At 58.0% G+C, this 12,996-nt stretch carries 13 protein-coding genes; 4 read left to right on the forward strand and 9 right to left on the reverse strand.

Going from position 1 to position 12,996, the window contains the following annotated elements; genetic code table 11:
- Positions 1-162: 162 nt before the first annotated feature.
- Entirely contained in the window at positions 163-555 is a 393-nt protein-coding gene (locus C1896_17620; protein ID AZZ46569.1) for a 30S ribosomal protein S9, read from the reverse strand.
- Between the two features lie 14 nt (positions 556-569).
- The gene (locus C1896_17625; GenBank protein AZZ46570.1) at positions 570-998 is read right to left on the reverse strand and encodes a 50S ribosomal protein L13; all 429 of its coding nucleotides are present in this window, start codon (positions 996-998) and stop codon (positions 570-572) included.
- A 397-nt stretch (positions 999-1,395) separates the two neighbouring features.
- On the opposite strand from C1896_17625, the gene C1896_17630 reads away from it, so the two are divergent.
- A complete protein-coding gene (locus tag C1896_17630) occupies positions 1,396-2,433 on the forward strand; it encodes an NADP(H)-dependent aldo-keto reductase (GenBank protein AZZ46571.1) in 1,038 nt (345 codons plus the stop codon).
- 90 nt (positions 2,434-2,523) lie between these two features.
- A complete protein-coding gene (locus C1896_17635; GenBank protein ID AZZ46572.1) occupies positions 2,524-3,216 on the forward strand; it encodes a hypothetical protein in 693 nt (230 codons plus the stop codon).
- A 53-nt stretch (positions 3,217-3,269) separates the two neighbouring features.
- On the opposite strand, the gene C1896_17640 is transcribed toward C1896_17635, so the two are convergent.
- The 5 genes from C1896_17640 to pilB form a co-directional block, all read right to left on the reverse strand.
- Positions 3,270-3,467: a DNA gyrase inhibitor YacG gene (locus C1896_17640; protein ID AZZ46573.1), complete on the reverse strand. Its 198-nt coding sequence runs from the start codon at positions 3,465-3,467 to the stop codon at positions 3,270-3,272.
- Positions 3,464-4,072 carry a dephospho-CoA kinase gene (locus C1896_17645; GenBank protein AZZ46574.1) on the reverse strand — a complete coding sequence of 203 codons (609 nt, stop codon included), beginning with the start codon at positions 4,070-4,072 and terminating at the stop codon, positions 3,464-3,466. The genes C1896_17640 and C1896_17645 overlap by 4 nt, the downstream gene beginning before the upstream one ends.
- 367 nt (positions 4,073-4,439) lie before the next feature.
- Positions 4,440-5,306 (reverse strand): prepilin peptidase, encoded by an 867-nt coding sequence (locus tag C1896_17650; protein ID AZZ46575.1) that lies wholly within the window; start codon positions 5,304-5,306, stop codon positions 4,440-4,442.
- 2 nt (positions 5,307-5,308) lie between these two features.
- Complete coding sequence (locus C1896_17655) at positions 5,309-6,526, reverse strand: type II secretion system protein F (GenBank protein AZZ46576.1); 1,218 nt, start codon at positions 6,524-6,526, stop codon at positions 5,309-5,311.
- Position 6,527: 1 nt separating this feature from the next.
- Positions 6,528-8,231, reverse strand: a complete 1,704-nt coding sequence (gene pilB, locus C1896_17660; GenBank protein AZZ47720.1) for a type IV-A pilus assembly ATPase PilB — start codon at positions 8,229-8,231, stop codon at positions 6,528-6,530.
- Between the two features lie 226 nt (positions 8,232-8,457).
- On the opposite strand from pilB, the gene C1896_17665 reads away from it, so the two are divergent.
- Together C1896_17665 and C1896_17670 are read left to right on the forward strand one after the other, a co-directional pair.
- Positions 8,458-8,949, forward strand: a complete 492-nt coding sequence (locus tag C1896_17665; protein AZZ46577.1) for a pilin — start codon at positions 8,458-8,460, stop codon at positions 8,947-8,949.
- 544 nt (positions 8,950-9,493) lie between these two features.
- On the forward strand, positions 9,494-9,937 hold the full coding sequence (locus tag C1896_17670) for a hypothetical protein (protein AZZ46578.1): 444 nt from the start codon (positions 9,494-9,496) through the stop codon (positions 9,935-9,937).
- A 154-nt stretch (positions 9,938-10,091) separates the two neighbouring features.
- Here the strand turns inward: C1896_17670 and C1896_17675 are convergent, their stop codons facing one another.
- Positions 10,092-11,990 carry a bifunctional sulfate adenylyltransferase subunit 1/adenylylsulfate kinase gene (locus C1896_17675; GenBank protein ID AZZ46579.1) on the reverse strand — a complete coding sequence of 633 codons (1,899 nt, stop codon included), beginning with the start codon at positions 11,988-11,990 and terminating at the stop codon, positions 10,092-10,094.
- A gap of 12 nt (positions 11,991-12,002) precedes the next feature.
- Positions 12,003-12,920 carry a sulfate adenylyltransferase subunit CysD gene (locus tag C1896_17680; GenBank protein AZZ46580.1) on the reverse strand — a complete coding sequence of 306 codons (918 nt, stop codon included), beginning with the start codon at positions 12,918-12,920 and terminating at the stop codon, positions 12,003-12,005.
- Positions 12,921-12,996 lie beyond the last annotated feature (76 nt).

Genomic DNA, 12,996 nt, shown 5'->3' on the forward strand with positions numbered 1-12,996 from the left:
GAAAACCCCCTCGCATGACAAGGTAATAACAGGATACAACCTTACGTCAGGCCCCGAAAATCGGGGCCTGACGCGTGACAAGCTGTCGCAGCAGCGAAACGGCAGCCATAAAAAAACGCCCAGCTCCGTGAGAAGCTGGGCGTTCTTTTTGAGAAGCCTGAATTAGCGCTTCGAGTACTGCGGACGCTTACGCGCCTTACGCAGACCGACTTTCTTACGTTCAACTTCGCGAGCATCGCGAGTGACGAAGCCAGCCTTGCGCAGAGCAGGACGCAGAGTCTCGTCATACTCCATCAGCGCACGGGTGATACCGTGACGGATCGCACCGGCCTGACCACTCACACCACCACCCAGAACGGTTACGTAGATGTCGAACTTTTCGACAGTCTCGGTCAGTTCCAGAGGCTGACGAACGACCATGCGAGCGGTTTCACGCCCGAAGAAGTTGTCCAGCTCACGGTTGTTGATGGAGATTTTGCCAGTACCCGGACGCAGGAATACGCGCGCGGTTGCAGTCTTACGACGGCCAGTGCCGTAGTTTTGAGTCGCCGACATAATGAACTATTCCGTTAAATCTTCAGTTCTTGGGGCTGCTGAGCGGTATGCGGATGATTGGCACCCTTATACACCTTCAGCTTACGGTACATGTCGCGACCCAGCGGGTTCTTAGGCAGCATGCCCTTGACCGCGGTCTCGATCACACGCTCTGGCGCCTTGGCGATCAGCTTCTCGAAGTTGATCGACTTGATGCCACCCGGGAAACCGGAGTGAGAGTAGTACATCTTGTCGGTGGTTTTCGCACCGGTAACACGCACTTGCTCGGCATTGATAACGACGATGTAATCACCGGTATCGACGTGAGGGGTATATTCCGCCTTGTGCTTGCCACGCAGGCGGCTAGCGATTTCGGTTGCCAGACGACCCAGGGTCTGGCCGGCAGCGTCGACGACGAACCAGTCGCGCTTGACGGTTTCCGGTTTAGCAGTAAAAGTCTTCATTCGTTATAGCCTCAGGGGCCGCCCTGAAAATAAGACGGCGAATCTTACTGAATGGTGCTCGCCCTGGCAAGACCAGGACAGCCGGAAACAGACGCTATCGGGGGCTCGGGTCAGCGCGTCCGCTACGGCAGTGTTCGGTAGGCTAGGCATCCCCTACCTTGTTTTTGCGTCAACGGGCTAGGCATCCCCGGCGACAGGCTGCGGAATTATCCGGATTACCAGCCAAATAGCAAGCAGCTTATCGCCGTTCTGAGCAGGCGGCGTGCCGCGGCGAAATCAGGGAGCTGCTGCCAGTACCCGCCTACCGTGACGAATACCCCCGCACCACTGCGAAGCAGGAAACTTATCGCCTGCTCTACTATCCCAACCGAGATCTCTTCAAACGCAAGGACACTGCATGGAAAAGCGCCAACTAGGCCGTACTGATCTTGACGTCACGGCGCTCTGCCTGGGCACTATGACTTGGGGCGAGCAGAACAATGAAAGTGAAGCTTTCGCCCAGATGGATCGCGCGAAAGCTGCAGGCATCAATTTCGTCGACACCGCCGAAATGTACCCGGTACCGCCGAAGCCGGACACCTATGCCACCACTGAGCGCTACATAGGTAACTACTTCAAGGCACGCGGTAATCGTGCCGACTGGATCCTGGCCAGCAAGATCGCCGGCCCCGGCAACGGCATCAGCCACATCCGCGACGGCCAACTGAAGATGAATCGCCAGCACATCGTTGCTGCATTGGATGCGAGCCTGCAGCGCCTGCAAACGGATTGGATAGATCTTTATCAGCTGCATTGGCCGGAGCGCAGCACAAACTTCTTCGGCCAGCTCGGCTACCGTCACCAGGATCAGGACTTCACGCCGATCGAGGAAACGCTAGAGGTGCTCGACGAGCAAGTAAGAGCCGGCAAGATCCGCCATATCGGGCTATCGAACGAAACACCATGGGGCACCATGAAGTTCCTGCAGATCGCGGAAGCCCGAGGCTGGCCGCGCGCCGTATCCATCCAGAACCCCTACAACCTGCTCAATCGAAGCTTTGAGGTCGGGCTCGCCGAAATCGCCATGCGCGAGCAATGCGGACTCCTCGCCTACTCTCCGCTGGCCTTCGGCATGCTCAGCGGCAAGTACGAGCAAGGCGCACAGCCAGCCGGAGCACGACTGACGCTATTCAGTCGCTTCGCGCGCTACGCCAAGCCGGAATCGCAGGCGGCTTGCTCACGGTATGTGGCGCTTGCCAAGGAGCACGGACTGGACCCTGCACAAATGGCCCTGGCCTATGTAACCCAACAGCCTTTCGTAACCAGCAACATCATCGGCGCAACTTCAATCGAACAGCTAGAAAGCAATCTCGCAAGCTCGGAACTGCATTTATCAGCCGAGGTGCTCGAAGCCATAGAAGCCATTCACACTGCGCAACCCAATCCCGCACCCTGAGGGATAATGGACCAACTACCCGGCAATGGCAGCACTGCGCAAACCTTGCCGGCGCCACCACTCATAGCCTTTGGCGCAAGGAGCGCATAGATGATCGCTGCCGAATTGCTTGCCCCGCCCAGCCTAGTGCTGGGGTGGCTGCTCTATGCCGCCGGACTGATATGGGCCTGCATGCGTGCACCATGGGTCGAGCTGTTTAGCGATACGCGGCGCCAGCACCTGCTGTTCGGCGCGGTCCTCGCGGTCTTTCTGCTTTGGCTGGTCCGCCGAGACTTCGATTCGGGTTTGTCTTTCCACTTCATTGGACTGACGGCGGTCACGCTACTGCTCGACTGGCCCTTGGCGATTCTCGCTGCCTTTGTCGCCCAACTTGGATTGACGGTCACAGGCCACCAGCAATTGGTTGCCCTCGGCCTGAATGGCGTGCTGCTGGTATTGATACCGGTGACGGTCACCGAAGCTTGCGCGATCGCCGTGGAGCGCACCCAGCCTCGCAACCTATTCGTCTATATATTCTTCTCAGGTTTTTTTGCGGCCGGCCTCGCGACCCTGATCTGCATCCTGGCAGGGCTCGGAATCTTGCTGATCGACGGCCTCTATCCAATGCCTCCCTGGCTGGATGACTTCGCCGGGTACATCTGGCTGGTGATGTTTCCCGAGGCTTTTATCAACGGCGCGGTCGTCAGTGCGTTAGTGGTTTTCTATCCGGACTGGATGGAAACATTCAACCGCAGTCGCTACTTGCAGGCTCCTTGGAAAGACGACAGCAACGATGATATGTGAGTAAGCCGTAGCGCTAGCCAGCCGCACAACCAAGCCGCGACGCGAACGCGCCCTCAGTGCTGGCGCGGCGGCATATCGTCGGAAAACAGATCATCCTCAAGCTCATTACCTGGGATCGCATGCTCTTCCGATGCCCAGGCACCCAAGTCGATCAGCTTGCACCGCTCCGAACAGAAAGGTCGATTCGCACTCTTCACACTCCACTCAACCGGCGCGCCGCATGTCGGGCACTCAACAACCGCAGTACTCATTCCTGACCTCCTCGTAGCGTCAGATAAAAACCATGTAAACGTTTAACCTCACTTTCCAGCCAGGTCCGGTCGCGATCATTGACCAGCACATCATCAGCATGACGCAAGCGCTCTTCGCGGCTGGCCTGTGCGTTGAGAATGGCGCGGATCTGCGCTTCGCTGGATTGATCACGCTGGATGGCGCGCTCCAACTGCAGCGCCTCTGGCACATCGACCACCAATACGCGCGCAACCTGCTGGTGCTGACCGGACTCTACCAATAATGGCGAAACCATGATCGCGTACGGAGAGGTCGCCTGAGCGAGGCGCTCGGCGGTCTCCTGGCGTATTAGCGGATGTAACAGCTGCTCAAGCCACTTGCGCTGGTCCGGCTCTCTAAACACCAGCTCACGCAGTGCCGCTCTATCCAGACCACCGTCAGACGCGAGAACACTCTGACCGAACCGCTCGACAATCAGCCCTAGGGCCGGCCGGCCTGGCTCGACAACCCAGCGTGCGGCATGGTCAGCATCGACCCAATGCACCCCGAGGCGGCCGAACGCTTCCGCAACCGCGCTCTTGCCGCTACCGATACCACCGGTCAAACCAAGCACCCAAGGCTTCATCAGGAACCGTCCAAAAGGCAAAAACGACGCGCAGTAGTAACGTTTGAATTGCGGGGATGCAAGAGCAAGGTCGATGCCTGACCGAATTGATCGACGTTTCTAGAACTGAAGGAGCCAGCATTCGCCAAGGGGGACGAACGTCACACCAAAGCAACACGTTGCAGCCTGTTGAACGATGCTGGGGAGTCGACGTCGCTGCACTTATCTTTGCAATCGTGGTGCTACAAGCAGCTCTCAGAAGCGAGACCAGCAGTGAGCTCCTGCTCTGCCTATGGGGCCAGCCTATCACTCCCCCCGCTAGTGCGTGGGGTGGCCAACTAGCCGGCGGGAAACCGCTAAAGCGAACCAGCCCCGGATACACCAACCGCTAGAACCTGGCAAATTGCAGATAGGCCGAAGTGATCTGGTCGCCCCAGAGCAAAGCGACCCATCCCGCAATGGCGAGGTAGGGGCCAAAGGGAATTGTCGTGCCGCTATCCGCCTTCTGCATGCGCAGCATGATCGTACCCAACACCGCGCCCACGACGGACGAAAGCAAAATGGTCAGCGGCAAAACTTGCCAACCACCCCAAGCGCCCAGCATCGCCAGCAGCTTGAAGTCGCCGTAACCCATGCCCTCCTTGCCAGTCACAAGTTTGAACAGCCAGTACACCGACCACAGGCTCAGATAGCCAGCAACAACCCCCCACACTGCATCAGGCAACGGCGCAAACAAACCAAAATGGTTAGCGATCAAGCCCAGCCAAAGCAGAGGCAACACAAGGGAGTCAGGCAACAACTGATGATCAACATCGATCATGCTCATCGCCAGCAGGCCCCACGTCAGCAACAGCATCGCACCGGCCTGCCAGGAAAAGCCAAAGTGCCAAGCCACATAGCCGGACAAAAGACCGCAGAGTAACTCGACCAAGGGGTAACGACTGCTGATCGGCGCACGGCACGACGAGCATTTGCCGCGCAGCACTAGCCAGCTGACCAAGGGGACATTTTCCCAAGGGCGTATCTCATGGTCGCACTGTGGGCAGTGAGAGTTGGGCAGAACCAAATTGAATGTCGCAGTCGGCTCGACGGGCAGCTCGAGATACTCACGCGCCTGAGCACGCCAGTCCCGCTGCATCATGATTGGCAGGCGATGGATCACTACGTTGATAAAGCTTCCCACCAGCAGGCCCAGCACCAGCGCGCATAAAACAAAGGCCAGCGTGTTGCTGGCCAGAAAAGTCACCACTTCCATTTTTAGACCACAGCCCCAAGCTGGAAGATCGGCAGGTACATGGCAATGATCAAACCACCCACCAGTACGCCCAACACCGCCATGATCATTGGTTCCATAAGCGCGGTGAGCCCGTCCACCATATTGTCCACTTCATCTTCGTAGAACGTCGCCACCTTCGCCAACATTTCATCTAGGGATCCGGACTCTTCGCCGATCGCAGTCATCTGGATGGCCATGCTCGGGAAGGTACCAGTCGTTCGCATGGAGAAGTTCAGCTGCATACCGCTGGAAACGTCACTCTTGACCTTCACCGTGGCATTGCGGAAGACCACATTGCCGGTAGCTCCTGCTACAGAGTCCAACGCATCCACCAGCGGCACACCCGCAGCGAAGGTCGTCGCCAGGGTCCGCGCGAAACGCGCCACTGCCGACTTGTAGAGGATGTCACCCACGATCGGCATCTTGAGCAGGAACCGATCGAACCAGTTACGAAAACCCTCGGACTTGCCGTGAGCCGCCTTAAAGGCATAGGCAGCGCCGAACAAACCAAGCAGCACAAGATGCCACCAGGCTTGCAACGCCTCGGACAGACCAATGACCATCAACGTGAATGCAGGCAGTTCCGCACCGAAGTTGGCGAAGACATCCTGAAACTGCGGGACCACCTTGATCAGCAAGATCGCCGACACGATCACCGCAACTAGCACAACCGCGATGGGGTAGTTCATCGCTTTTTTAATCTTCGCCTTCAGCGCCTCGGTCTTTTCCTTGTAGGTCGCGACCCGGTCCAGCAAGGTCTCCAGCGAGCCGGACTGCTCGCCCGAATCGACCAGGTTGCAATACAGGTCATCGAAGTACTGAGGTTTCTTACGCAGCGCCGTAGCAAAGCTGTTACCCGCTGCAACCTCCTGCTTGAGGTCGTCGACCAGCTTGCGCATGTTCGGGTTATCGAAGCCCTCGCCGATGATGTCGAAGGATTGCAGCAGCGGAACGCCGGCCTTCATCATTGTCGCCATCTGCCGTGTGAACAGGGCGATGTCCATCGGCTTGATCTTCTTGCCAGCGCTGAACAGCGACACTGACTTCTTGCGCACCTTCTGCGGGTTCACGCCCTGCTTGCGCAGCTGCGCCTTGACCAGTGCGGGGCTTACGCCGCTCAGCTCGCCTTTTATCTTTGCGCCCTGTCTGTTCGTCCCTTCCCAGGTGAAGACACTGGTTTTTACCGCTTTCTGCGCCATGTTAGTCCTTGGTCACCCGGTTGACTTCTTCCAGGCTGGTCACGCCCTGCATGGCTTTTACAAGAGCCGATGTACGCAGATCGTTGAAGCCGTCTTTACGCATCTGGGTGGAAATGTCGATGGAGTTGCCGTCCTCCATGATAATCCTGGCCAGTGCCGGCGTGTTTTTAACCACTTCATAAATACCGACACGGCCCTTGTATCCGCCTTTGCAATTTTCACAGCCTATCGGGCCGTAGATTTTGAAGGTACCGATCTTGTCGGCAGGGAAGCCCTCTTCCAACAGGGCATCGCGCGGCAGCTCCACCTCCTTCTTGCAGGTGCCGCAGAGTTTGCGAGCCAGCCGCTGGGCAATGATCAAGTTGACGGAAGTGGCAATATTGAAGGCCGCCACGCCCATATTGCGTAGCCGCGTCAGGGTTTCGGCGGCGCTGTTGGTGTGCAGCGTCGACATCACCATATGGCCGGTCTGCGCGGCCTTGATGGCAATCTCGGCGGTCTCCAGGTCACGGATTTCGCCGACCATGATGATGTCCGGGTCCTGACGCAGAAACGCCCGCAGCGCCTGGGAGAAATCCATGCCCTGACGAGGATTGACGTTAACCTGGTTGATACCCTCAAGATTGATTTCCACCGGATCTTCGGCGGTGGAGATATTCACATCCACCGTATTGAGAATATTCAGGCCGGTGTACAGCGATACCGTCTTGCCCGATCCCGTAGGGCCGGTGACCAGAATCATGCCCTGCGGCTGCTTGAGGGCATTCATGTACAGCTCTTTCTGGTTTTCTTCGTAGCCCAGGGCATCGATCCCCATCTGCGCACTGGACGGATCGAGAATTCGCATCACGATTTTCTCGCCCCATAGGGTCGGCAGGGTGTTAACGCGGAAGTCGATGGCTTTGGTCTTGGACAGCTTCATCTTGATCCGGCCATCCTGCGGTTTGCGGCGCTCGGAAATGTCCAGCCCGGCCATTACCTTGAGACGCGCAGAGATGCGAGGCGCCAGCTGGATCGGTGGACGGGCTACCTCGTGCAAAATGCCATCCGTACGGAGCCGGACACGAAATGTCTTCTCATAGGGCTCGAAATGCAGGTCGGATGAACCGCCACGAATGGCATCAAGCAGCATCTTGTTGACGAAGCGAACGACCGGGGCGTCGTCGGCTGCCTCGCCTGCATCATCATTTGCCGAATCATCTGACACGGTTTGAACGTCCACCCCGTCCAAGTCCACGTCGCCCAGATCCTCCAGGCCGGACGTCGAGCTCTCGAAAAACTTGTCGATGGCCTGCCCGAGCTTGTCGTCCTCAACCAGAATGGCCTCGGTCGTCAGCCCGGTGCTGAACTGAATATCCGTGACAGCCTGCTGGTTGGTCGGGTCCGACACCGCCACGTACAGCTTATGGCCGCGTTTTATCAACGGCAGTACACGGTGCTGGCGCGCCAGCTTTTCAGAGACTACGTCCTTTAGTTGACTTTCCTTATCCAGCGCGTTGAGGTCCATGTACGCAACACCGAACTGTTCCGCTGCCAGTTCAGCGACCGCCCGACCATTGGCAAGCTTGTTCTGCACAACATAGGTCACCAGCGACAGCTTGTTACGCGCCGCCTGCTGTTGCGCTTGCTGTGCAGTCTTGTCGTCGAGCAGGCCGGTCAGCACCATCTGCTTGGCCAGGCCGGAAAGGGCAACGTTGTCGGTCATGAGCATAGTTCTTCCGGATTAATGCCCGCCTTATAGCGCAGATAGCTGGGCATGCCAAACCGCGTCATCGAAGGTGACGAAATTTGTCAGAAGCGCGCGGATCCAGGCAGCGTGCATAGTTCACATTGTGTCTCCGAGCCACGCAAATCGCGGGCTAACAAAGTTGGCACGCCGGCTGCAATAGGGAGAGCAGGCTCAACTGCCTGAACATTTCAAGGAGAAACACATGAAAGCTCAGATGCAAAAAGGTTTTACCCTGATTGAATTGATGATCGTTGTAGCGATTATTGGTATTTTGGCTGCGGTGGCGCTGCCGGCTTATCAGGACTATACGACTCGCGCCAAGATCACTGAAGTGAACCTCCAGGTAAGCGCCTGTAAAAACGCCGTTGCTGAGTTCCTACAAGCAAACGGATCGTTTCCTGCAAACGCTAACGCCGCAGGTTGCAATAGCACAGTCGCAACTAAATACATGGCAGCAGGCTTAGCAGTCGACTCTGCATCAGGGAAGATCACTTCAGGCGCGATCCAGAACACCGGCTCCGCTGCAGACGGGAAGGTGTTGATTCTCCAGCCAACTTCGGATGCTGCTCGTACTACTGCTCTTGCTACCGCAGCAACGCCCATCCAGGGATGGTCTTGCGGAACCGACGCAACTGGCGGTGATCTCAAGTATTTCCCAGCTAGCTGCCGTCAGGCTGCACTTGGAGGCCTATAACGAGGTAATGCGGATCAATTCGTAAGATGGATTAGCGAAGCGTAATCCGTCATTCATTGCGAACCTATTGTACCCGCCATTGCAAACTAAACGCCCCGCCTTCGTGCGGGGCGTTTTGCTGTTAGTGGGGGGTAACCTAGATCCCGCGGCGATGGATACCCCGTTACGGCGGCTCACTTGTCGCGGGATGAAATCGCCGCAGGCGGCTCCGTCAGTTACCGCGAATGGGCACACACCTCGGCCAACACCGCAACCGCACCCATTCTCTCGAACGTCGGATTAAGCTTTCGGCTAATCCAACCTACGTTGGCGGAACCCCGTATTATTTCGTCACCGGGGGCTCTTTCCATAGAGGGAGTCGCCGTAGGCTCTCCCGTCGTCTTGCCTGGATAGGCACGCGCCTCAGCCAACCCCCACACCGTTCCAACCATCCGTACGTCGGACTCGTTACTCCGATTGGCCTTCAGCCGACTTGCTGGGCTAGCAGCGGCTCTTTTTGCTCACGAGACAAAGTCGTGGGCGATACCGACTCATTGGTGGATTCATGAGCTTTACCGTTTACCTGTCCGGCGAAATTCACACCGACTGGCGCGACGAGATCAAGCGTGGCGCAGCCGCAGCCGCAGCCGGATTGGATGTGCTATTCACTTCAGCCGTAACCGATCACGAAGCCAGCGATGCCGCCGGGGATTGCCTAGGCGCCGAGCCCAATGCCTTCTGGCGCGACCACAAGTCGTCCAAGGTCAATGCAATCCGCACCAAGACGCTGATCCATCAAGCGGACCTCGTGGTGGTGCGTTTTGGCGACAAGTACAAGCAGTGGAACGCGGCGTTCGATGCCGGTTACTGCGCGGCTCTGGGCAAGCCTTATGTCACGCTGCATGACGACGACATCGTGCACCCGCTGAAGGAAGTCGATGCGGCAGCCATGGCTTGGGCCACCACTACCGAACAGGTCGTGGAAATTCTGAAATACGTGGTGCAGTAAGACCCGGAGTGACTTGCAAGTGCCACGGATCAAATCCCTGGATCATTCTTAAGCGATCCGCCTGCCCCAACAAAAACAAACCCCGCCACTTGGGCGGGGTTGATCATCAGCTGAACGCCCTGGCTACCCAAGGCGGAATGGCTTACTTCATTGATCAGATAGCGCCACGCTTGCGCAGCAGATCAATAACCTGCTTGGCACTCTCCTCGACCGTAAGCGATTCAGTGTCGATCACCAGATCAGCGTTCACCGGTACATCGTAGGGGAAGGACTCGCCCGGGATGTTGTCGCCACCTGCCGCATACAGCCCCTGCGGATCGCGCTGTTGGCAGGCCTGCGGTGAAGCCTGAACATAAACGGTGATAGCCCGATCGGTGCCGATCAACGCCTTGGCCTGTTCGCGACCTTCGGCATCTGGCGCGACGAACGCGGCGAGGGTCAGCAGACCGGCTTCGTTGAACTGACGGGCCACATGGGCAGCACGGCGCCAGTTCTCGGTGCGACCGGCGCGATCCTGCGGCAGACCCTTGTTCAGGTCATGGCGCAGGTTCTGGCCGTCCAGCACGTAAACCGCACGGCCCATGTCGAACAGCTTGCGTTCGACCGCATAGGCCAGCGTGCTCTTGCCGGCGCCGGACAACCCGGTGAACAGCACGGTTGCCGGCTGCTGACCGAAGCGGCTTGCACGCTCTTCGGTAGATACATGAGCCAGGGCACCGTGATGACCTGAGGTGCCATGACCGACCGGGTCGGCGATGATCATGCCTGCACCGACGGTGCCGTTGGTGAGGCGGTCAATGATGATGAACGAGCCGGTAGCTGGATTCCGCGCATATCCATCCAGCGCAATCGCAGCGTCCAGGCTGACCTTGACCCGCCCGATCTCGTTCAGCTGCAGGCTACTGGCCGGGCCATGCTCCAACGTGTTCACGTCCACACGATGAGTGATGCTGGCGATGGAGCCCGGCACGTAGCTGGTGGCGCGTTTGATATCGTATTTCTTGCCCGGCAGCATCGGCTCTTCAGCCATCCAAACCAGCATGGCGTCGAAACTGTCAGTGATGCGCGGCAGGTTGTCGGCATGCACGAGCATGTCACCACGGGAGACGTCGATTTCGTCTTCCAGCGTCAGAGTGATCGCTTCGCCTGGTGTCGCCTGCTCCAGCTCACCGTCGTAGGTCACGATGGATTTGACGGTGCTGCGCTTGCCGGACGGCAGTACAACGATTTCATCACCCTTGCGCACGATGCCGCTGGCCAGGGTGCCTGCGAAGCCACGGAAGTTGAGGTTGGGACGGTTGACGTACTGCACCGGGAAGCGCAGGTCGTCGAAGTTGCGGTCGCCAGCGATCTCGACGCTTTCGAGAATTTCCATCAGCGACTGCCCTTCATACCAAGGCGCGCGCTCGGAACGGTTGACCACGTTATCGCCCTTGAGCGCGGACATCGGCACAAAATGCAGAGACGACGGCTTGAGCTCGATACGTTCGGCAAAGGCCAGGTAATCGGCCTTGATTCGCTCGAATACGGACTGGTCGAAGTCCATCAGGTCCATCTTGTTGATGGCCACGACGATGTGCTTGATGCCCAGCAACGAGGTGATGAAGCTGTGGCGCTTGGTCTGGGTCTGCACGCCGTAGCGGGCGTCGACCAGGATGATCGCCAGGTCGCAGGTCGAGGCTCCGGTCGCCATGTTGCGCGTGTACTGCTCATGGCCGGGGGTGTCGGCAATGATGAACTTGCGCTTGGCAGTGGAGAAATAGCGGTAGGCAACATCGATGGTGATGCCCTGCTCGCGCTCGGCCTGCAGGCCGTCGACCAGCAGCGCTAGGTCGACATCATCGCCCGTAGTGCCGGATTTCTTCGAATCGCGGGTAATTGCTTCAAGGTGATCTTCATAGATCATCTTCGAGTCGTGCAGCAGGCGCCCAATCAGGGTGCTCTTGCCATCGTCGACGTTGCCGCAAGTGAGAAAGCGCAGGAGCTCTTTGCGCTCGTGCTGCGCCAGGTACGCGAGGATGTCCTCGCTGATCAAATCAGACTGATGAGACATGGTGCGGAATCCTTAGAAGTAGCCCTGACGTTTCTTTTCTTCCATCGAACCTGCGCCATCGTGGTCGATGACACGGCCCTGACGTTCGGAAGTACGCGTCAGGAGCATTTCCTGGATGATCTCGGGAAGGCTTGACGCCGTGGATTCCACCGCACCGGTCAATGGGTAGCAGCCAAGGGTACGGAAGCGGACCATGCGCTTCTCGATGCGTCCCTTCTCCTCGTCGGTGAGGTGCTCGAGGATGCGCTCGTCATCGATCATGATCAGCGTGCCGTTCTTCTCGATAACCTCGCGCTCGGCGGCGTAATACAAGGGCACAATCGGGATCTGTTCCAGATAGATGTATTGCCAGATATCCAGCTCGGTCCAGTTCGACAAGGGGAAGACGCGGATGGATTCGCCCTTCTTCACGTTGCCGTTGTAGACGTTCCAGAGTTCCGGGCGCTGATTCTTTGGGTCCCAGCGGTGCTTGTTGTCGCGGAAGGAGTAGACGCGCTCCTTGGCACGAGACTTCTCTTCGTCGCGGCGGGCGCCGCCGAAAGCTGCATCGAAGCCGTGCTTGTCGAGCGCCTGCTTGAGGCCCTCGGTTTTCATGATATCGGTGTGCTTGGCGCTGCCATGGGTGAACGGGTTGATGTTCTGCGCCACGCCATCCGGGTTGATGTGCGTGATCAGGTCCAGATCCATCTCGTTGACCATCTGCTCGCGGAACCGGTACATCTCCTGGAACTTCCAGCGCGTATCCACGTGCATCACCGGAAACGGCAGACGCCCAGGGAAGAAGGCCTTGCGCGCCAGATGCAGCATAACGGCCGAATCTTTACCGATGGAATAGAGCATCACCGGATTGTCGAACTCGGCGGCCACCTCACGGATGATGTGGATGCTTTCCGCCTCCAGCTGTTTCAGATGCGTCAGTTTGTCGACCATGGCTACTCACGAATTTGCAGATGGGACGGCCGGCACGGCCGGAACGAGGCGCAACTTTAGCACGGCATTAGATTCT

It is taken from the genome of Pseudomonadaceae bacterium SI-3 (assembly GCA_004010935.1).
Classification (GTDB): Bacteria; Pseudomonadota; Gammaproteobacteria; order Pseudomonadales; family Pseudomonadaceae; genus Stutzerimonas.